The following is an 18,627-nucleotide window of genomic DNA, read 5'->3' as shown; positions in this document are numbered from 1 at the left end:
GGCCGGCCGTTTCCGTGGGCACCCGACACCGAAACCACTGGCCCGGCGGCCCGCGGTCCGGGGAGGATGGTGACCATGACCATCCACGCCGACCCGCTCAGCGCCGCGGGACTGCCCGATCTGCGCCCGGTCCTCGCCGAGCTGACCGGCCGGGGACTGCCCCTGCTCCTCGCCACCGTCTCCGGCGCGCACCTGTACGGATTCCCCTCCCGTGACTCGGACGTCGATCTGCGCGGGGTCCACCTCCTGCCCCTGGCCGACCTCATCGGCCTGCGGGAGGGCGAGGAGACCCAGACCCGGATGTGGGACCGGGAGGGCCTGGAGCTGGATCTGGTCACGCACGACCTGCTGAAGTTCTGCCGGCTGATGCTGCGCCGCAACGGCTATGTGCTGGAGCAACTGCTCTCCCCGCTGGTCGTGCACACCAGTGACGTGCACGGCGAGCTCGCCGCCCTGGCGCCCGGTGTGATCACCCGCGGGCACGCCCACCACTACCGCGGGTTCGCGGCGACGCAGTGGCGGCTGTACGAGAGGAACGGCGAGCTCAAGCCGCTGCTCTACACCTTCCGCGCGCTGCTCACCGGTATCCATCTGATGCGCGGCGGCGGTGTCGAGGCCCATCTGCCGACACTGCTCGGCCAGGTCACCGCCCCCGCCTACCTCCCCGAACTCATCGAGGCCAAGGCGGTGGCGGAGCACGGGCCGGCGACGGGCATGGGCATCGCCCATGTCGCCCGGGACGTCGAGACGCTGCACGCCGTGCTGGACGAGGCGCAGGCCGTCTCCCGGCTGCCGGAGGAGAGCAGCGCGCAGGACGCCCTGCACGACCTCGTGGTCCGGACGCGGGTGGCGGCATGAGCGGCGGCGGCCGGCGCCCGGCGACCGGCGCGCTGATCGGGCTGGCGATCGGTGACGCGCTCGGGTTCCCGACCGAGTTCAACGATGTGCCCTCGATCCTCAAGAAGATGGGCCCGTGGCGGGAGATGGGCCTGCTCTGGCCGGCGATCGTCACCGACGACACCCAGATGACGCTCGCGCTCGGGCGCGGTCTGCGCACCGCGATGGAGCGCGGGCCGCTGGCACCGCTGCGGCTGGCGCGGCCGGTGCGCGAGGAGTACGTCGAGTGGTGGCGGTCGCCGGAGAACAACCGGGCGCCCGGCAGGACCTGCCTGGTGGCCTGCGAGCGGCTCAGCCATGAGGGACGGGCCTGGCAGGACGCGAGCCAGACCGGCTCCAAGGGATGCGGCGCCAATATGCGGGTGGCGCCGATCGGGCTGGTGCCGGGGCTCGACGAGGAGACCCGCGCGGGCGCCGCGCAGCTCCAGTCGGCGCTGACCCACGGGCACCCCACCGCGCTCGCGGCGAGCGACCTCACCGCGCACGCGGTGCTGCTGCTCGCGCAGGGCACCCGGCCGGACGAACTGGTCGGCCTGCTGCGCGGCTACGCGACCGCCAACCGGTCCGTCTACCACCACCGCTGGCTGGACGACCTGTGGACGTACGCGCAGGACCCGCTGCCGACGAGCTTCATCGAACGCGGCTGGGACGACTGCCTGGCGGCGCTGGACCGGCTGGAGGCGGCGCTGCGCGACCCGGACCCGGAGGCGGACCCCTGTCTGGCCACCGGGGAGGGCTGGATCGCCGAGGAGGCGCTCGCCACCGGGCTGCTGTGCTTCCTGCTCTTCCCCGACGAGCCGGTGACCGCGCTGCGGCGGGCGGCCTGCACCTCGGGGGACTCGGACTCGATCGCCTGCCTCGCCGGCGCCTTCGCCGGCGCCCACCTCGGCGCGACCGCCTGGCCCGCCGAGTGGGCCGGGCGGATCGAGTACCGCGAGGAGCTACTGGAGTTCGGCGCCCTGTGGGACGGCATCTGAGGCGGGAGCCGGGATCGGGTCCGGGGCGCCGGCCGAGGCGCGGCGCACCCGGATCAGGAAGTCCTCGACGCGGGCCCGGTCGGGTTCTGCCGGCAGCGGGGAACGGCTCGCGGCCGCGTCCGACGCGTCGTGCAGCTCCGCCATCCAGGCCCGCGCCTCGTCCCAGGAGACCTCGCCGCGCTTGACGGCCAGCAGCCGCTCCCGGTGCTCGCCGACGTCGATCCGCAGTTCACCGCTGCGCAGCACGTCACGGCAGCTGATCAGCAGCCGCAGCAGATGCATGGCGTGCTTCCAGCGCGGCACCCCGTGGTTGCGGATGTCGCGCTCGATCTTGTGCAGCTGCTGGGCCGCGTAGCCGCGGAAGGTGGCGTCGACCTGCCGGGACAGGAAGGCGCCGCGCAGCGCGAGCAGCTCGCGGCCGGTGTCGTCCAGCCGCTCCACGAGGGGTGAGTGCAGACACTCGAGGAGATTGGGGTTGGCGCGCAGCGCCAGCTCGCAGAAGCGCTCCACCTCCCACGAGAACTGCTCCTCCGCCGGGCCGTCCACGTGCGTCGGGGGCTTGGCGAAGCCCCAGAAGAGCGGGGTGGGTGCCACGTAGACGCCCCGGCGGTCGGTGTCGCTGCCCTCGGTGGCCAGCCCGAACGCGCGCGAGCCCATGACGCAGGAGTAGACGGTGTGACGGCGTACGAGTTCGTGTCCGGGCATGGGGCGATTATGACCAGGGGGTGAGCCGCAACGGGTGGCCCACCGGGTCCCGCTCGACCTCCAGCATCCCGGTGACCGCCGTGCGGTTGATCCGGCCGTACACGTGGGGGAAGAGGGTGCCCTCGGCGACGCCGGGCGGCGGGGCCGGGTCCGCCGCCTCCCAGCGCACCGGGTCGTCCAGCGCCTCCTCGTCGATGAGCAGCACCATCAGCGGCCCGGCCGTCTCCCGGTAGAAGGCGTCGGCGACGGCCAGGGTGACGGCCTCGTCGGGCGAGCAGTGCACGAAGCCGTCCTCGGCGAGGGAGGCGGGCGCGTACGGGCGGTCGGGCTCGTGGAGCCAGGCGTCCAGCGGGACGAGGTGAAGGATCATGTGCATCGTTGTACCGGAAGCCGGTGACGCCCAAGTGGCGGATGTGTCCGCCCTGGGAGAGATTGACCATGTTCGTCGCCGGGAGAGACGCGGGAAGCGACCCCGGCCGGTCTCTCGGAAGGGCGTGACCATGGCGGGACGCACCCCGTGCGGTGCGGCGGCCGCCCGTCTCGCAGGGCGGTCGCCGCGACCGGGTGCCTGATCACTTGGTTACGCTTGCCGGGTTCGGATGTACGGGCTTGAGGGAGCAGTGACGTGGCGGTACGAGCGGTCCGCGGAGCCGTCCAGCTGGAGCGGGACGAGGCGGAGCACATGCACGGACAGGTGTCCGAGCTGCTCACCGCCCTCCTGGAGCGCAACCGGCTCGCGGTGGACGACCTGATCAGCGTGATCTTCACCGCCACCCCTGACCTGCACAGCGACTTCCCGGCGGTGGCCGCACGCCGGCTCGGCATCGTCGATGTGCCGCTGGTCTGCGCCCAGGAACTGGACATCGAGGGCGCCATGCCGCGCGTGGTCCGCATCCTCGCGCACGTCGAGAGCGAGCTGCCCAGGAGCGAGATCGGGCATGTCTACCTCGGCGCCGCCGCCGCGCTCCGCAAGGACATCGCCCAGTGAGGACCGCCCTGGTCATCGGAACCGGCCTGATGGGCACCTCCGCCGCGCTCGCCCTCGTCTCGCGCGGCGTCGAGGTGTACCTGGAGGACCACGACCCGTCCGTCGCGCGCACCGCCGCCGCCCTCGGCGCGGGCAGCGCGCTGCCCCCCGAGGGCCAGGTCGACCTCGTCGTCGTCGCCGTACCGCCGGCGCACGTGGCGGCCACCCTCGCCGACGCGCAGCGCCGCGGCCTGGCCCGCGGCTACCTCGACGTGGCCAGCGTCAAGGCCGGTCCGCGCCGCGATCTGCAGGCGCTGGGCTGCGACCTGTCCCGCTACATCGGTACGCACCCGATGGCGGGCCGTGAGCGCTCCGGCCCGCTGGCCGGCACCGCCGACCTCTTCGAGGGCCGCCCGTGGGTGCTGACCCCCACCCGGGAGACCGAGACCGAGGTGCTCAACCTCGCCCTGGAACTCGTCGCCCTGTGCCGCGCCGTGCCGGTGGTGATGGACGCCGACGAGCACGACCGGGCCGTCGCGCTCGTCTCGCACACCCCGCAGCTGGTCTCCAGCATGGTCGCGGCCCGGCTGCAGCACGCCGAGGACACCGCGGTGCGGCTGTGCGGGCAGGGCATCCGTGACGTCACCCGTATCGCCGGATCGGAACCCGGCATGTGGATGGACATCCTGGCCGCCAACCCCGGCCCGGTGGCCGATGTGCTCGCCGAGGTCGCCACCGACCTGACCGGCACCGTCGAGGCGCTGCGCGGGCTGCAGTCCGCCGACGGGGAGAAGCGCCGCACCGGCGCCGCCGGCATCGAGGACATCCTGCTGCGCGGCAACGCCGGCCGGGACCGGGTCCCCGGCAAGCACGGCACGGCCCCCAAGGCCTACGAGGTCGTCGCGGTGCTCATCGGCGACCAGCCGGGCGAGCTGGCGCGGATCTTCGCCGACGCGGGCGCGGCCGGCGTGAACATCGAGGACGTCCGCATCGAGCACTCGACGGGCCAGCAGGCCGGCCGGGTGCAGCTCATGGTGGAGCCGGCGGCGGCGCCGGCCCTGACGACCGCGCTGCGTGACCGGGGCTGGTCCATCCGCTCCTGAGGGCCCCGCGGCGGACCCTGCGACGAGGGTCCCGCGACGGGTCCCGAGGGCGCCGCAGCCGCCCCGGCGGCCCGGTGCGACGGGTTCCGGCGGCCGGGGACAACGGCTGTGGTACGTGTGCTGGTGGCCGGCCGGTAACCTTATGGGATGGCCTCCGGCGTCAGCCGGGCCGTCCTCACCCCGTAACCGTGCCCAAGGAAGGCCCTCGCGCTGTGGAATCTCCGGTGATCGTCGCCATCGACGGCCCCTCGGGCACGGGTAAGTCCAGCACGTCCAAGGCCGTCGCGGCCAAGCTCGGCCTCAGCTACCTCGACACCGGCGCCCAGTACCGGGCGATCACCTGGTGGATGCTGAGCAACGGCGTGGACGTGAGCGACACCGAGGCCGTGGCCAACGCCTCCGCCAAGCCCGTCATCGTCTCCGGCACCGAGCCCGTCGGCCCGACCATCACCGTGGACGGCGAGGACGCCTCGGGGCCGATCCGCACCCAGGAGGTCACCGCCGCGGTCAGCGCCGTCAGCGCGGTGCCCGAGGTGCGCACCCGGCTGGTCGGACTGCAGCGCGCGGCCGCCGCCTCCGCGCCGGACGGCATCGTCGTGGAGGGCCGGGACATCGGCACCACGGTGCTGCCCGACGCCACCCTCAAGATCTTCCTGACCGCTTCCGCCGAGGCCCGCGCGTCCCGGCGCAGCGGTGAGCTCAAGGGCGCGCAGAGCGTGCAGGCCACCCAGGACGCCCTGGTCAAGCGGGACGCGGCCGACTCCGGCCGGAAGACCTCGCCGCTGGCCAAGGCGGACGACGCCATAGAGGTCGACACCACGGACCTCTCCCTCGACCAGGTCATCGAGTGCATCGTCACCCTGATCGAGGAGAAGCGAGCGGCTCGGTGACGTCCCAGACCCTGACGGCGCCCGGCCCGCGCGGAGCGGCGGTCGGCCGCCGCATCGGCATTGGCCTGATGAACGGCCTGTGGCGGCCCCGCGTCCTCGGCGCCTGGCGGGTGCCGGCCCACGGGCCGGTCATTCTGGCGGGCAACCACTCGCACAACGTGGACGGGCCGATGATCATCGGCACCTCGCCGCGGCCCGTGCACTTCCTGGTCAAGAAGGAAGCGTTCGTCGGCCCGCTGGACCCGTTCCTGCGCGGTATCGGGCAGCTGGCCGTCGACCGCTACAGCGCCGACCGGACCGCCATCACGGCCGCGCTCGGCGTGCTGCAGCGCGGCGGAGTGCTCGGGATCTTCCCGGAGGGCACCCGCGGGGTCGGCGACTTCTCTGAACTGCGCTCCGGGCTCGCTTACTTCGCGGTGCGCTCCGGTGCGCCCGTCGTCCCCGTCGCCGTCCTGGGCAGCGCCCGCCAGGGGCGGCTGATATCCGGGCTGCCACCGCTGCGCAGCCGTATCGACATCGTTTTCGGCGACCCGTTCGATGCGGGCGACCCCAGTGGCCGCCGCACCCGTTCGGCGATGGACGCCGCCACGTCGCGCATCCAGGAGCACCTCACCGCGCACCTGGCCCACGCCAAGCAAGCCACCGGCCGCTGAACCACATCAGGTACCGCAGCCACCACTGTTGATCGACGGAGAAGCTTTCATGGACAACCAGAACGAACACGGCGACGTCGGCGCGCTCGGCGACGACGAGTACGCGGAGTTCATGGAACTCGCGGCCGAGGAAGGCTTCGACCTCGAAGAGGTCGCGGGCGACCTGGCGGCGGCGGGCCACGGCCCGCTCCCCGTCCTCGCCGTCGTCGGCCGCCCGAACGTCGGCAAGTCGACGTTGGTCAACCGCATCATCGGCCGCCGTGAGGCGGTCGTCGAGGACAAGCCGGGCGTCACCCGCGACCGGGTCAACTACGAGGCGAACTGGAACGGCCGCCGCTTCACCATCGTCGACACCGGCGGCTGGGAGCAGGACGTCCTCGGCATCGACGCCTCCGTCGCCGCCCAGGCCGAATTCGCGATCCAGGCGGCCGACGCGGTCGTCTTCGTCGTGGACTCCACGGTCGGCGCCACCGACACCGACGAGGCCGTCGTCCGGCTGCTGCGCAAGTCGGGCAAGCCCGTCGTGCTCGCCGCCAACAAGGTGGACGGCCAGTCCGGCGAGGCGGACGCCGCCGCGCTGTGGAACCTGGGCCTGGGCGAGCCGCACGCCGTCTCGTCGCTGCACGGCCGCGGCACCGGCGACCTGCTCGACGCGATCATGGAGGCGCTGCCCGAGGCGCCCGCGATGACCTTCGGCGGGGGTATCGGCGGCCCGCGCCGCATCGCCCTGATCGGCCGCCCGAACGTCGGCAAGTCGAGCCTGCTCAACCGCGTCGCCGGCGAGCACCGCGTGGTCGTCGACAAGGTCGCCGGCACCACCCGCGACCCGGTCGACGAGCTGATCGAGCTCGGCGGCATCACCTGGAAGTTCATCGACACCGCCGGTATCCGCCGCCGCGTGCACCTGCAGGAAGGCGCGGACTACTACGCGTCGCTGCGGACCGCGGCCGCGCTGACCAAGGCGGAGGTCGCGGTGGTCCTGATCGACACGACCGAGTCGATCAGCGTCCAGGACACCCGCATCATCACCATGGCCGTCGAGGCCGGGCGCGCCGTCGTCATCGCCTACAACAAGTGGGACCAGATCGACGAGGAGCGCCGCTATTACCTGGAGCGCGAGATCGAGCAGGATCTCGTCCAGGTCCAGTGGGCGCCGCGGGTGAACGTCTCGGCGCTCACCGGCCGTCACATGGAGAAGCTCGTCCCGGCGATCGAGGCCGCCATCGCGGGCTGGGAGACGCGCATCCCGACCGGCCGCCTCAACGCCTTCCTCGGCGAGCTGGTCGCCGGCCACCCGCACCCGATCCGCGGCGGCAAGCAGCCCCGCATCCTGTTCGGCACCCAGGCCGGCACCCGGCCGCCGCGGTTCGTGCTCTTCGCCTCGGGCTTCCTGGAGGCGGGCTACCGGCGCTTCGTCGAGCGCCGGCTGCGTGAGGAGTTCGGCTTCGTCGGCACGCCGATCCAGGTCTCGGTGCGGGTGCGCGAGAAGCGCGGCCGCAACAAGTAGTCCTGACCGGTGAGGGGCGGGCCCGTGCGGCCCGCCCCTCACCACCGGCCGCGTGACCCCGGCTAGAGCCCGTACATCCGGTTGTCGGTGCGGCCGGGCGGCAGCGCCGCGGCCGGGCGGTTGCCGCGGTGCCGGCCCGGCGCGGCGTCGTACGGCTGCTCGTGCCACGCCGAGAACGCGTTGAACTGCATGGCCTCCTCGCCGGAGCGGTCACCCGGCAGGGCCCGGAACAGCCTGCGGTACTCCGAGTAGAGAGCGTCGTAGATCGGCGTGCCACTGCTGACCCCGGAGGGATCCTGCCCGCTGCGCATCGACGGAATCTGGCTCTGGTAGGGGACTCGGGAGAAGGCGTCAAAGGTGTGCACGAATGTGCCAACGAGTGCTTACCGTCCAAGATGCGGGCAGCGCGGGGTAAATGCGGATCTTCGGTCGCACGAGAAGGGGCGCGTACGGGTTTCCGTACGCGCCCCTTCGTTCAGCGGTGCGCTGTTCGTTCAGCGTGCGCTGCGCCGTTCGGCGGTGTGAGGGCGGTGCCCCGGGCCGGACGGGCCGCTCAGGTGCCGCTCAGGTGCCCGAGAGCGGCATCGTCGCGCCGACCAGCAGGCCGCGGGCGGCCGCGCGCTCCAGCGCGTCACGCATCAGGTCCTCGCGCGGCTGGCGGCCGATCGAGTCGGCCGGGGCGGCGTAGACGTACACCTCGTTGGTGCGGTTCACCGCGCTGCGCCAGCCGTCGCTCACCTGCAGCGGCTGGTGGGCCTGCCACCAGGAGACGGCGGGGCCGCCGGCACTCGGCTGCAGGACCGCGTGCAGCTGGCCCATGGCCAGCAGCACCGACCAGCCGCTCAGGGCGGGCGGCGGTACCGCCAGGTCGAGCTGGGGCATGAAGCCCTGCTCGATCATGAGGGGGAGGAAGTCGTCCCCGTCGGCGGTGGACCCCGGACGGCTGATGGCGCCGGTGGGCTCGACCACCAGGGCCGGGCGGAGCGTTCCCTCCACCAGGACGAGCCCGCAGGTGATGCCCAGCACCGCCTGGCGCGGCGCGGCCGCGGTCCCGGCCTCCCGGGCGCCGTCCACCAGGGCGGAGGCCGTGCCGCCGGCCGCGTCGTCCGCGGTGATGCTGCGCACCGCGCCCTGGAGCTGCTCCTCCGAGACCGGCACCACCTGCGAGGGGATGCAGGTCGCGTGGGCGAAGGCGAGCACCGCGGTCTCGTCGCTGACGAACAGGACGGTGCTGGTGCGCTCCTGGCCGGTGTCGCCGGGGGTGCGGCAGGAGGTGCAGTCGTACGTCCCCGGGGCGTTCTCCCCGGCGAGCAGACGTGTGGCCTCCTCCTCGCCGATCTCGGCGCGTACCTCGGCGCTGACGTCGAGCATGGGCGGCACGGAGGCCTCCTTGACTGTGCGGCTGCGGTTTGCTGCGCAGGGCGTTCCCCCGCGCACAGTGACAACGGACGACCTGTGGTGAGGGTCACGCTCTACGGCACATCCGTTCCCGCCGCCGGGTGCGCAGGGTGACCGGCGACCCGGAGGATCTCACTCCATGTCGAGGTTCCGCCCGGAGGGAAGTTCCTGCAGCGGTGAAGTGGGTCACAGCCGGCGCAGCGCCCATCCTGATTTAGGGTGACAAGGACGCGTCAATTGGACGGCGAAAATACGTCCTTACTTCGGGTAACCGCCAAGTGGCCTGCAACGAACCGGATTTGGTTGATTCGGTGCACCTGGGGTGTCTAGGTTCTCGGCTCGTGTGCAAAGAGCACCGCCCGGGTTCGGACGGGCACCGGCGTCCGACGCGCCGGTGCACGTTCTCGAGGCACGTAGGGGGAACCCCGGGTCCGTGGAGAGAGGGAATCCATGGTCTTGGCCAAGTACCGAGTCATCGCTGTGTTCACCGGCATGGCGGCACTGAGCCCGCTGGCCGTCCTGGCCGCGGGAGGACAGGCCGCGGCGGCCGACGGCGGAGTGTGGGACCGCATCGCCAAGTGCGAGAGCGGCGGCGACTGGCACATCAACAACGGCAACGGCTACTACGGCGGACTGCAGTTCGCCGCCGGCACCTGGCGGTCGAACGGCGGCACGCAGTACGCCGCGACCGCCGACAAGGCCTCCCGTGAGCAGCAGATCGCGATCGCGACGAAGGTGCAGCGGTCGAGCGGCTGGGGAGCGTGGCCGGTCTGCGCCCGCCGCGCCGGAGCGTACGGCGACGCGCCGTCCGCCGGCACCCCCAAGGCGACACCCCCGAAGACGACACCCCCGAAGGCGAAGACGGTGAGGCCGAAGGCGCAGCCGCCGCGGGCCGCCGAACACCCGGGCCGCGGCCAGGAGCGCGCCGCGATCGCGGTCACCTCCCGGGCGGCCGGAGCCCCGCTGGCGGTCCGCCCGCCGGCCTGGTGGCCCGCCTGGTGACGGCCTCTCCGGCGTGGCATTCGGCCTGACGCCAGGTCAGGGCGGCTGCTCCGACCGGGTGGGACGCCCGGCGCGCCGGGCGCGGCGGGGGCCGGGAGCGGACGGGACGTGCTTAGCGTGACCCGCTATGAACGACCTGTCCTCATTTCATCGCATGAACGTACTGGTCGGGCGCCGGGCCATGGTTCTCGCGGCAACCGCCGCCACCGTCCTGGCCGCCCTGCTCCCGCTCTCGGCCGCACCCGCCCGCGCCGACTCCCCGCCCGCGCACGGGGACACGCCCACCACCACCGGGTCCGCCGCCCACGCGGGCACCCCGGCGGACACCCCGGAGCTTCCCCGCCCCGCGGTGTGGGACGGCCTCGCGATGTGCGAGAGCAGCGGCGACTGGCACATCAACTCCGGCAACGACTACTACGGCGGCCTGCAGTTCTGGCAGCCCACCTGGGAGGAGTTCGGCGGCCTGAAGTACGCGCCACGGGCCGACCTGGCCACCCCCGCGCAGCAGATCGCCGTCGCGCAGGAGGTGCAGCGCGTCCAGGGCTGGGACGCCTGGCCGGTCTGCGCCAAGGAGCAGCACCTCACGGGCCGCGTCCACATCGTCGTGGCGGGCGACACCCTGCAGTCGATCGCCACGAAGTTCGCGGTGCGCGGCGGCTGGCAGGAGCTCTACCGGGTCAACCAGAAGGCGATCGGCGCCGACCCGGACCAGCTCGGCGTCGGCACGACACTGCTCATTCCGGACGCTCCGCGGGCTCGCCTGTGAACACCACCTCCCCGCGCCGCAGTTCATGGACCACGGTGGTCCCCGGGCGCAGCGCGGCGGGCAGCCGCTGCTCCGCCACGACGACGGTGCGCCCACCGCCCGCCGTGCGGCCCGCCAGCGCCCCGTAGGCGTGCGCCGCGGCCCGGGGTGACAGTCCGAGGCCCGGCTCGTCCAGCAGGACGAGCCGGGCCCGCGTCAGCAGCGCCCGTGACACCGTCAGCATCCGCTGCTCGCCGCGTTCTCGGGCGACCCCCGGTTCGGCCAGGTCCGTGCGAAGGCCGGCCAGGTCCGGCTCACCTCGGCCACGGCCGCCGAGGGCGTACGACACCTGTCCGCACCTGTACGGGATCTACGGGAGCGACGCCCCGCGCGGGGGCACCCCCGGCTGGGGCGGCACGCTGTAGGCGGGTACCGAGGTCTACCGCTGGTTCAAGGGCGGCAGGCCAGGACCGCCGCGGTCGTCTCCTGCAACCAGTCCGCCTCGGCACGGTACGCGCAGCAGCTCCTCCAGGGGCTGCGGGCCGAGGGATACAAGACGATCAGTGAACAAGTCGACTTCGCCCTGGCACCCGTCACCTTCGCCGCGCTGCCGGACCCACCCGCCACCCGCCGCACCTGCCTGTCCGTCGCCCGCTGGTCGGACGCCGCCCAGGGCGGCCACGGCGGCTGGGTCACCCAGGGCGGGGGCCCGGCCGGCAACCGCCTCACCTTGCCCCAGCTGCCGTACAGCCCTTGAGGCCGCGGTCGGGGGCCGTCGCCCCTGGACCGGGCAGGGGACAAAGGCCAGATCTTGCTATCGTCCGTCTGTCGTCCGTCTGCCGTCCGCGGACGGCAACGGGCGGGGAATCCGCCGGGCAACCGGGAGACACGGAAACGCATGCGCATCTCATTCCTGATCCACAACGCGTACGGAATCGGTGGCACCATCCGTACGACGTGCAACCTCGCCGGCGAGCTGGCCGAGCGGCACGATGTGGAGATCGTCTCCGTCTTCCGGCACCTGGACGAACCGCAGTTCGTCTACGACCCCCGCGTCCGGCTCCGGCACCTGGTCGATCTGCGCAAGGACAGCCAGGACTCCGACCTCGACGACCCGCGGCGCGCCACCCCCGCCACGGTCTTCCCGGCGTCCGACCGCCGCCACGACCACTACAGCGCCCTCACCGACGAGCGCATCGCCCGCCATCTGGCGCAGCTCGACGCGGACGTCGTCGTCGGCACCCGCCCCGGGCTCAACGTCCACATCGCGCGGCAGGCCCCGCGCACCATGGTGCGCGTCGCCCAGGAGCACCTCACCCTCGACACCCACTCCACCAAGCTCGTGCTCCTGCTGCGCCGGCTGTACCCACGGCTGGACGCGGTCGTCACCACCACCGCGGCCGACGCCGCCGCCTACCGCCGCCGGATTCCGGGGGTCCGGGTCACCCCGGTGCCGAACAGCGTGCCGGCCTCCGACGTCGACCCTTCGCCGTGCACGGCACCGGTCGTGGTCGCCGCCGGCCGGCTGGCACCCGCGAAGTGCTACGACGATCTGATCCGGGCCTTCGCCAAGGTCGCCGCCGAACGGCCGGACTGGACCCTGCGGCTGTACGGGGCGGGCGCCGAGCGGAAGAAGCTGGCCGGCCTCGTCACCGAGCTCCACGCGCAGGACGCCGTCCGTCTCATGGGCCCCGCCTCGCCGTTGGAGCCGGAGCTGGCGAAGGCGTCGATCCTCGCCGTCTCCTCCAGCATGGAGTCGTTCGGCATGACGATCGTCGAGGGCATGCGCGCCGGCCTTCCGGTCGTCAGCACCGACTGTCCGCTCGGCCCGCGGGAGATCATCTCCGACGGCGTGGACGGCCTGCTCGTACCGCTGCGCGACATCGACGCGATGGCCGCCGCGCTGCTGCGGCTGATCAACGACGACGAGCTGCGCGTCACGATGGGCCGCGCGGCGTCCGTCAAGGGCGAGCAGTACGACCCGGACCGGATCGCCCGGCTGCACGAGGCCCTCTTCCAGCGGCTGCTCGAGGCCCGCGCCCGGCGGGGCGGCCGCGGGCGCGCCGCCGTGCTGTCGGCCGGCGGACAGGTGCTGGGCGCCGCGTACGCCCTCGGTGACGTGGCGCTGGCGGCGGGACGCAAGGCCCGGCGGACGCTGGGGAAGTGACGCCTGGGCAGTGCCGCCGGTTGAGTCATGCCTGTCAGTGACGCCAGGTCGGTCAGGCCTGGCCGATGACAGGCGTCACTGACGTTCGTTCAGCGACACTTCGTCGGCGTCCAGCGCCGACAGCGCCCCGGCCGGCACTTCCGGGTGGTGCAGATCGAAGGCGGGGGATTCGGAGCGAATCCTCGGCAGCGTCAGGAAATTGTGCCTGGGCGGTGGGCAGGAGGTGGCCCACTCCAGGGAGCGGCCGTATCCCCAGGGGTCGTCGACCGTCACCTTCTCGCCGTACTTCGCCGTTTTCCAGACGTTGTAGAGGAACGGCAGCGTCGACATTCCGAGCAGGAACGCGCCGATGGACGAGATCGTGTTGAGCGTGGTGAATCCGTCGGCCGCCAGATAGTCCGCGTAGCGGCGCGGCATTCCCTCGACGCCCAGCCAGTGCTGCACCAGGAACGTGATGTGGAAGCCGAAGAACAGCGTCCAGAAATGGATCTTCCCCAGCCGTTCGTCGAGCATCTTCCCGGTGAACTTCGGCCACCAGAAGTAGAAACCGGCGAACATCGCGAACACCACGGTCCCGAACACCACGTAGTGGAAGTGCGCCACGACGAAGTAGGTGTCGCTGACATGGAAGTCCAGTGGCGGGGAGGCGAGAATGACTCCGGTCAGCCCGCCGAAGAGGAAGCTCACCAGAAAGCCGATCGACCACAGCATCGGCGTCTCGAACGACAGTGAACCGTTGATCATCGTGCCGACCCAGTTGAAGAACTTCACACCGGTCGGCACCGCGATCAGGAACGACATGAAGGAGAAGAACGGCAACAGAACGGCGCCGGTCACGAACATATGGTGGGCCCACACCACTATCGAAAGACCGGTGATGGCCATGGTCGCACCGACCAGCGTCAGATAACCGAAGATCGGCTTGCGGGAGAACACCGGGAGGATCTCGGAGATGATCCCGAAGAACGGCAGCGCGATGATGTAGACCTCCGGATGACCGAAGAACCAGAACAGGTGCTGCCACAGCAGCGCCCCGCCGTTCTGCGGTGCGAACACCATCGAGCCGAACCGCCGGTCCGACTCCAGCACCAGCAGCGCCGCGGCCAGCACCGGGAACGCCAGCAGGACCAGGATCGACGTGAACAGGACGTTCCAGGTGAAGATCGGCATCCGGAACATCGTCATGCCGGGCGCGCGCATTCCGATGATCGTGGTCAGGAAGTTCACCGCGCCGAGGATCGTGCCGAAACCGGACAGTGCCAGTCCCATGATCCACATATCGGCGCCGATTCCGGGGGAGCGGGTCATGCTGTTCAGCGGCGCGTAAGCGAACCAGCCGAAGCTCGCGGGCCCGTCCGGGACGAGAAAGCTGCCCAGGACGATCAGCCCGCCGAAGAGATACAGCCAGTACGAGAACATGTTCAGCCGGGGAAACGCGACATCGGGCGCGCCGATCTGCAACGGCATGATCTCGTTCGCGAAACCGGCGAAGGCCGGGGTCGCGAAGAGCAGCAGCATGATCGTGCCGTGCATCGTGAACAGCTGGTTGAACTGCTCGTTCGACAGGAACTGCAGTCCGGGTCGGGCCAGTTCGGCGCGCATCATCAGCGCCATCAGCCCGGCCGCCAGGAAGAACCCGAACGACGTGATCAGATAGAGATGGCCGATCTTCTTGTGATCGGTTGTGGTGAGCCAGTCCACCACCACGCCGCCCGGCCGCGGCACACGCGCCGGTTCGGCCGTGGCCTCTTCCTTCGCAGGTGCCGTCATCGGCTTCCCCTCGCTGTCCGATCGCCGTCAACCACTTCACGACGCGCGTCAGTTGAACGGCCGTGAGCCCATCATGCTCGCCGACCTGACCATCACGCGAGAGTGCGTAAGCCATCTGGCCGAGCCGGTTCACTAGCAGTAGCGTGCGCGGCATCAGCTCTCGGCATCATCAAAAGGAGCAGGCTCATGACGGTCTATCAACCCCCCGGAAACTCTGGCAGCCCCGCCTCCTTCCCCTCCCGCTACGAGAACTGGATCGGCGGAGAATGGACGCCGCCGGTCGCGGGCGGCTATTTCGAGAACCCGACGCCCGTCACCGGCCAGGCGTTCGTGGACATAGCCCGCTCCACCGCCGCGGACGTCGAACTCGCCCTGGACGCGGCGCACTCGGCGGCCCCCGCCTGGGGGCGTACCGCCCCCGCCGAGCGGGCGTCCGTCCTCAACCGGATCGCCGACCGGATGGAGCAGCACCTCACCGAACTGGCCGTCGCCGAGGTGTGGGACAACGGCAAGCCGGTCCGTGAGGCGCTGGCCGCCGACCTGCCGCTGGCCATCGATCACTTCCGGTACTTCGCGGGCGTGCTGCGCGGCCAGGAGGGGTCGATCTCGCAGATCGACGAGGACACCGTCGCCTACCACTTCCAGGAGCCGTTAGGAGTGGTCGCGCAGATCATCCCCTGGAACTTCCCGATCCTGATGGCCGTCTGGAAGCTCGCCCCGGCGCTCGCGGCCGGCAACTGCGTGGTCCTCAAGCCGGCCGAGCAGACCCCGGCTTCGATCATGTACCTGATGGACCTGATCCAGGACCTCATCCCGCCGGGCGTCGTCAACATCGTCAACGGCTTCGGCACCGAAGCCGGCAAGCCGCTCGCCTCCAGCCCCCGCGTCGCGAAGGTCGCCTTCACCGGCGAGACCACCACCGGCCGGCTGATCATGCAGTACGCGAGCCAGAACATCGTCCCGGTCACCCTCGAACTCGGCGGCAAGAGCCCCAACATCTTCTTCGCCGACGTCGCCGCGGCCCCCGACGAGTTCTACGACAAGGCCCTCGAAGGCTTCGCGATGTTCGCCCTCAACCAGGGCGAGGTCTGCACCTGTCCGTCCCGCGCCCTCATCCAGGCGTCGATCTACGACAGCTTCCTCGGCGACGCCCTGGAGCGCACCCGCTCGATCCAGCAGGGCAACCCCCTCGACACCGGCACGATGATCGGCGCCCAGGCCAGCAACGACCAGCTCGAGAAGATCCTGTCCTACATCGACATCGGCACCGCCGAGGGCGCCAAGCTCCTCACCGGCGGTGAGCGCGTCGACCTGGGCGGCGCCCTCTCCGGCGGCTACTACGTGGCCCCGACGATCTTCGAGGGCGACAACAGCATGCGGATCTTCCAGGAGGAGATCTTCGGCCCCGTCGTCTCCGTCGCCCGCTTCGACCAGTTCGACGACGCCGTCTCCCTCGCCAACGACTCCCTCTACGGGCTCGGCGCCGGCGTCTGGACCCGCGACATGAACACCGCGTTCCGCGCCGGCCGCGCCATTCAGGCCGGCCGCGTCTGGACCAACTGCTACCACGCCTATCCGGCCCACGCGGCCTTCGGCGGCTACAAGAACTCCGGCATCGGCCGCGAGAACCACAAGATGATGCTCGACCACTACCAGCAGACCAAGAACCTGCTGGTCAGCTACAGCCCGAACGCGCTGGGCTTCTTCTAGCCGCCCACGACCCCCGGGCCGCAGAATGCCGCCCGGGGGTTCGCGGGGCGCGCGGGGGTCGTAGGTCGGGTTCGAGACAGGGACGGTGAGGCATGGATGTGGCGAACCGGGTCGAGGTGACCGGGATGGCGGCGGAACTGTTGCGGCGGCTGGCCGATGAGCACGGTCCGTTGATGTTCCACCAGTCCGGCGGGTGCTGCGACGGCAGTTCGCCGATGTGCTATCCGGCGGGTGAGTTCCTGACCGGCGACTCGGACGTGCACCTGGGGGACCTGGGCGTGGCGGGCATGGAACCGGTGCCGGTGTGGATGGCCCGGGACCAGTTCGCGTACTGGTCCCATACGCATCTGACGATTGACGTGGTGCCCGGGCGGGGTAGTGGTTTTTCCCTGGAGGCGCCGACGGGAAATCGCTTCCTTATCCGTTCCCGGCTGTTGACCGACGAAGAGTTGAAGGCATTGCGGACATGATGTGCGCGAGCCATGCGCATGCTGTGTCGACGGTGAATTAACCACTTTCCGAACATTTCCGCGAGAGATCAAACTCCTCAGCGGATTCTGTGACAGAAGCGTGACGATCAATGCCGAGTACTGCCCGTACGCGCCTTCCCGGATGTACGCCGCGTGCTTACGGTGGGGGTATGGCACCGATACCGACACCTGGACCCCGGCCCCCGGACGACCCCGCGAAGGCCTACACGGGGCTGCCCTCGGACGAGGCGGAACGGCGCGCCAGAGAGCGCGGCTGGACCACGGTCCGGTCGCTCCCGGAGGGGGCGATCGTGACGATGGAGTACGTGGCGGGGCGGCTGAACTTCAGCGTCGCGGACGGCAGAGTGACGCGCTGCTGGCAGGGTTGACGGGCCGGAAACGGAGGGAGGCCGTGGGAACCGCCGGAGCGGTTCCCACGGCCTCGCGTGGACGTCGGGGCGGTGGGGAGTGGCGCTAGCTGCCTGCGGCGCCGCGCCCGCGCACCTGCTGGTGGGCGAGCGGGATGGGGCGGACGGGCCGTTCCGCGGGCGGCCGGCGGCTGCCCGTCGGGGTGACGGGAGTGCGCTCGTGGCGGGCGGCCGGCGGCCGTCCCGGAGCGTGCGGCATGGCGGCCGCGTGGCCGCCCGTGGCGGCGCCGACGGGCTCCAGCGCGGGCTGGCCGCCCCCCTTGGAGGCCCGCTGGGTCACCAGGCCGGGGCGCTGCCCGAGTGTGCGGGCCGGGACGGGACTGAGTCCCGAACCGTGCCGGAGCCGGTGCCAGGCGGCCACCAGGAAGTCCTCGGCCCAGGCCATCGCGGGCTCGAACCAGGGGAGCGCGAGCAGCACCAGCAGGCCGGCGGCCCAGCCGAGCAGCACGTCACTGACCCAGTGGGTGCCGAGGTAGATGGTGGTCATACCGACCCCGAGGGCCAGCAGCGCGGCGATGACCGAAGCCCACCGGCGTACCCGTGGCGTGGTCGCCAGATATGCCAGAACGCCCCAGGTCACGACCGCGTTCGCGGTGTGGCCCGAGGGAAATATATCGCCGCCGGCGAAGAGCTCGGGGGATCCCACGGCGGTGGCGTAGTGCGGGCCCAGCCTTCCGAGCCCGTACTTCACGGCGCCAACGGTGATGTTCAGCAACAGGAGGGAGGCGCCGAGGGCCAGCATCGGGTGCAGGCTCCGCTGCCGCCAGGCCCGCCAGCCCAGCCAGGCCGCGACCATCACGGCCGTCGGGCCGCGCTGTCCCAGGACCACGAAGTAGTCCAGGGCCGCGTGGATCTGGGGCCATTGCTTGTAGGGGCGCCACAGCATGACCTGCCAGTCCAGCGTCACGAGCTTGGAGGAGGTGACGACGCCCACGACGATGGCCACGTAGACCGCAAGCGTCGAGCCGAACAGCCAGAGGCGTGTTCGGCTCATACGCGGTAGGTCGCGTGTGGTCGGGTACTCCGCCGGTCGGTGGAGCTTCTCATCGGTACGCACCGAATCGACGTTACAGCGTGTGACAGCAGTGATCGGCCGAACGAGCGTCTTTGTAATGACGATGTGATGTGGAGTGCGTCTCACCCGTTCCTTTGGCACTCACAGATTGAGTGAAAATTCGGGAACTCTGGATTTTATGTTCGGGTGTCGATACTCACATCACAACCGCCTTTTTATCGGC

20 protein-coding genes and 1 pseudogene are annotated in these 18,627 nt (G+C 71.2%); 14 read left to right on the top strand and 7 right to left on the bottom strand.

All coding sequences use genetic code 11. The features are described 5' to 3' along the window. The first annotated feature begins 75 nt into the window (after window positions 1–75). Window positions 76–858 (top strand): DNA polymerase beta superfamily protein, encoded by a 783-nt coding sequence (locus LNW72_RS10850; RefSeq protein WP_250975210.1) that lies wholly within the window; start codon window positions 76–78, stop codon window positions 856–858. Continuing rightward, window positions 855–1,874, top strand: coding sequence for an ADP-ribosylglycohydrolase family protein (locus LNW72_RS10845; RefSeq protein ID WP_250975209.1), 1,020 nt, complete (start codon window positions 855–857; stop codon window positions 1,872–1,874). Before LNW72_RS10850 ends, LNW72_RS10845 begins: the two co-directional genes overlap by 4 nt. Here LNW72_RS10845 and LNW72_RS10840 read toward each other — a convergent pair. Beyond that, a complete protein-coding gene (locus LNW72_RS10840; RefSeq protein WP_250975208.1) occupies window positions 1,839–2,579 on the bottom strand; it encodes a DNA polymerase beta superfamily protein in 741 nt (246 codons plus the stop codon). The two genes, LNW72_RS10845 and LNW72_RS10840, sit on opposite strands and share 36 nt — an antisense overlap. A 7-nt stretch (window positions 2,580–2,586) precedes the next feature. Next, a complete protein-coding gene (locus LNW72_RS10835) occupies window positions 2,587–2,949 on the bottom strand; it encodes a DUF952 domain-containing protein (RefSeq protein ID WP_250975207.1) in 363 nt (120 codons plus the stop codon). A gap of 255 nt (window positions 2,950–3,204) precedes the next feature. Here LNW72_RS10835 and aroH point away from each other — a divergent pair, with 255 nt between their 5' ends. The 5 genes from aroH (at window position 3,205) to der (ending at window position 7,699) form a co-directional block, all read left to right on the top strand. After that, window positions 3,205–3,567 carry a chorismate mutase gene (gene aroH / locus LNW72_RS10830; protein ID WP_138353351.1) on the top strand — a complete coding sequence of 121 codons (363 nt, stop codon included), beginning with the start codon at window positions 3,205–3,207 and terminating at the stop codon, window positions 3,565–3,567. Next, on the top strand, window positions 3,564–4,649 hold the full coding sequence (locus LNW72_RS10825) for a prephenate dehydrogenase (RefSeq protein ID WP_250975206.1): 1,086 nt from the start codon (window positions 3,564–3,566) through the stop codon (window positions 4,647–4,649). Before aroH ends, LNW72_RS10825 begins: the two co-directional genes overlap by 4 nt. A gap of 212 nt (window positions 4,650–4,861) precedes the next feature. After that, window positions 4,862–5,539: a (d)CMP kinase gene (cmk, locus tag LNW72_RS10820; protein ID WP_308401918.1), complete on the top strand. Its 678-nt coding sequence runs from the start codon at window positions 4,862–4,864 to the stop codon at window positions 5,537–5,539. Further along, entirely contained in the window at window positions 5,497–6,192 is a 696-nt protein-coding gene (locus LNW72_RS10815; RefSeq protein ID WP_374117207.1) for a lysophospholipid acyltransferase family protein, read from the top strand. Before cmk ends, LNW72_RS10815 begins: the two co-directional genes overlap by 43 nt. 49 nt (window positions 6,193–6,241) lie before the next feature. Further along, complete coding sequence (der, locus tag LNW72_RS10810; protein WP_250975204.1) at window positions 6,242–7,699, top strand: ribosome biogenesis GTPase Der; 1,458 nt, start codon at window positions 6,242–6,244, stop codon at window positions 7,697–7,699. A gap of 62 nt (window positions 7,700–7,761) precedes the next feature. Here the strand turns inward: der and LNW72_RS10805 are convergent, their stop codons facing one another. Both LNW72_RS10805 and LNW72_RS10800 read right to left on the bottom strand, forming a co-directional pair. Beyond that, window positions 7,762–8,010, bottom strand: a complete 249-nt coding sequence (locus tag LNW72_RS10805) for a hypothetical protein (RefSeq protein ID WP_250975203.1) — start codon at window positions 8,008–8,010, stop codon at window positions 7,762–7,764. Window positions 8,011–8,263: 253 nt separating this feature from the next. After that, on the bottom strand, window positions 8,264–9,079 hold the full coding sequence (locus LNW72_RS10800) for a hypothetical protein (RefSeq protein ID WP_250975202.1): 816 nt from the start codon (window positions 9,077–9,079) through the stop codon (window positions 8,264–8,266). A gap of 468 nt (window positions 9,080–9,547) precedes the next feature. Between LNW72_RS10800 and LNW72_RS10795 the strand changes: the two genes are divergently transcribed. Both LNW72_RS10795 and LNW72_RS10790 read left to right on the top strand, forming a co-directional pair. Continuing rightward, on the top strand, window positions 9,548–10,099 hold the full coding sequence (locus tag LNW72_RS10795) for a transglycosylase family protein (RefSeq protein WP_250975201.1): 552 nt from the start codon (window positions 9,548–9,550) through the stop codon (window positions 10,097–10,099). A 154-nt stretch (window positions 10,100–10,253) separates the two neighbouring features. Then, on the top strand, window positions 10,254–10,865 hold the full coding sequence (locus LNW72_RS10790) for a transglycosylase family protein (protein ID WP_250975200.1): 612 nt from the start codon (window positions 10,254–10,256) through the stop codon (window positions 10,863–10,865). Here the strand turns inward: LNW72_RS10790 and LNW72_RS10785 are convergent. Continuing rightward, window positions 10,834–11,193: a hypothetical protein gene (locus tag LNW72_RS10785; protein WP_374117447.1), complete on the bottom strand. Its 360-nt coding sequence runs from the start codon at window positions 11,191–11,193 to the stop codon at window positions 10,834–10,836. The genes LNW72_RS10790 and LNW72_RS10785 overlap by 32 nt on opposite strands. Here LNW72_RS10785 and LNW72_RS42055 point away from each other — a divergent pair. Then, window positions 11,183–11,430: pseudogene (locus LNW72_RS42055) on the top strand (amino acid ABC transporter substrate-binding protein); the annotation flags it as partial. The gene LNW72_RS10785 and the pseudogene LNW72_RS42055 overlap by 11 nt on opposite strands. A 312-nt stretch (window positions 11,431–11,742) precedes the next feature. Further along, window positions 11,743–13,011 carry a glycosyltransferase gene (locus LNW72_RS10775; RefSeq protein WP_250975199.1) on the top strand — a complete coding sequence of 423 codons (1,269 nt, stop codon included), beginning with the start codon at window positions 11,743–11,745 and terminating at the stop codon, window positions 13,009–13,011. 75 nt (window positions 13,012–13,086) lie between these two features. Here LNW72_RS10775 and ctaD read toward each other — a convergent pair whose 3' ends face one another. Further along, window positions 13,087–14,781, bottom strand: coding sequence for a cytochrome c oxidase subunit I (gene ctaD / locus LNW72_RS10770; protein ID WP_250975198.1), 1,695 nt, complete (start codon window positions 14,779–14,781; stop codon window positions 13,087–13,089). A 186-nt stretch (window positions 14,782–14,967) separates the two neighbouring features. On the opposite strand from ctaD, the gene LNW72_RS10765 reads away from it, so the two are divergent. The 3 genes from LNW72_RS10765 (at window position 14,968) to LNW72_RS10755 (ending at window position 17,350) form a co-directional block, all read left to right on the top strand. Continuing rightward, window positions 14,968–16,491, top strand: coding sequence for an aldehyde dehydrogenase family protein (locus LNW72_RS10765; RefSeq protein ID WP_250975197.1), 1,524 nt, complete (start codon window positions 14,968–14,970; stop codon window positions 16,489–16,491). Window positions 16,492–16,583: 92 nt separating this feature from the next. Further along, a complete protein-coding gene (locus LNW72_RS10760) occupies window positions 16,584–16,961 on the top strand; it encodes a DUF779 domain-containing protein (protein ID WP_138353337.1) in 378 nt (125 codons plus the stop codon). A gap of 170 nt (window positions 16,962–17,131) precedes the next feature. Beyond that, window positions 17,132–17,350, top strand: coding sequence for an I78 family peptidase inhibitor (locus tag LNW72_RS10755; RefSeq protein ID WP_250975196.1), 219 nt, complete (start codon window positions 17,132–17,134; stop codon window positions 17,348–17,350). An 85-nt stretch (window positions 17,351–17,435) separates the two neighbouring features. Here the strand turns inward: LNW72_RS10755 and LNW72_RS10750 are convergent, their stop codons facing one another. Continuing rightward, window positions 17,436–18,446, bottom strand: a complete 1,011-nt coding sequence (locus tag LNW72_RS10750; RefSeq protein ID WP_374117205.1) for a phosphatase PAP2 family protein — start codon at window positions 18,444–18,446, stop codon at window positions 17,436–17,438. Window positions 18,447–18,627: the final 181 nt, after the last annotated feature.

The sequence above is a fragment of the Streptomyces sp. RKAG293 genome (genome assembly GCF_023701745.1).
Classification (GTDB): domain Bacteria; phylum Actinomycetota; class Actinomycetes; order Streptomycetales; family Streptomycetaceae; genus Actinacidiphila.
Note: the sequence above shows the minus strand (reverse complement) of the source record. Positions and strands in the feature narration are given on the sequence as shown.

What these genes read in the sequence shown, in the direction of transcription:
- LNW72_RS10805 (WP_250975203.1), bottom strand. Translation starts at nt 8,010, where the DNA reads ATGCGCAGCGGGCAGGATCCCTCCGGGGTCAGCAGTGGCACGCCGATC.
- LNW72_RS10760 (WP_138353337.1), top strand. Translation starts at nt 16,584, where the DNA reads ATGGATGTGGCGAACCGGGTCGAGGTGACCGGGATGGCGGCGGAACTG.
- LNW72_RS10835 (WP_250975207.1), bottom strand. Translation starts at nt 2,949, where the DNA reads ATGATCCTTCACCTCGTCCCGCTGGACGCCTGGCTCCACGAGCCCGAC.
- LNW72_RS10850 (WP_250975210.1), top strand. Translation starts at nt 76, where the DNA reads ATGACCATCCACGCCGACCCGCTCAGCGCCGCGGGACTGCCCGATCTG.
- LNW72_RS10845 (WP_250975209.1), top strand. Translation starts at nt 855, where the DNA reads ATGAGCGGCGGCGGCCGGCGCCCGGCGACCGGCGCGCTGATCGGGCTG.
- LNW72_RS10765 (WP_250975197.1), top strand. Translation starts at nt 14,968, where the DNA reads ATGACGGTCTATCAACCCCCCGGAAACTCTGGCAGCCCCGCCTCCTTC.
- LNW72_RS10840 (WP_250975208.1), bottom strand. Translation starts at nt 2,579, where the DNA reads ATGCCCGGACACGAACTCGTACGCCGTCACACCGTCTACTCCTGCGTC.
- LNW72_RS10755 (WP_250975196.1), top strand. Translation starts at nt 17,132, where the DNA reads ATGGCACCGATACCGACACCTGGACCCCGGCCCCCGGACGACCCCGCG.
- LNW72_RS10775 (WP_250975199.1), top strand. Translation starts at nt 11,743, where the DNA reads ATGCGCATCTCATTCCTGATCCACAACGCGTACGGAATCGGTGGCACC.
- LNW72_RS10795 (WP_250975201.1), top strand. Translation starts at nt 9,548, where the DNA reads ATGGTCTTGGCCAAGTACCGAGTCATCGCTGTGTTCACCGGCATGGCG.
- LNW72_RS10790 (WP_250975200.1), top strand. Translation starts at nt 10,254, where the DNA reads ATGAACGTACTGGTCGGGCGCCGGGCCATGGTTCTCGCGGCAACCGCC.
- der (WP_250975204.1), top strand. Translation starts at nt 6,242, where the DNA reads ATGGACAACCAGAACGAACACGGCGACGTCGGCGCGCTCGGCGACGAC.
- ctaD (WP_250975198.1), bottom strand. Translation starts at nt 14,781, where the DNA reads ATGACGGCACCTGCGAAGGAAGAGGCCACGGCCGAACCGGCGCGTGTG.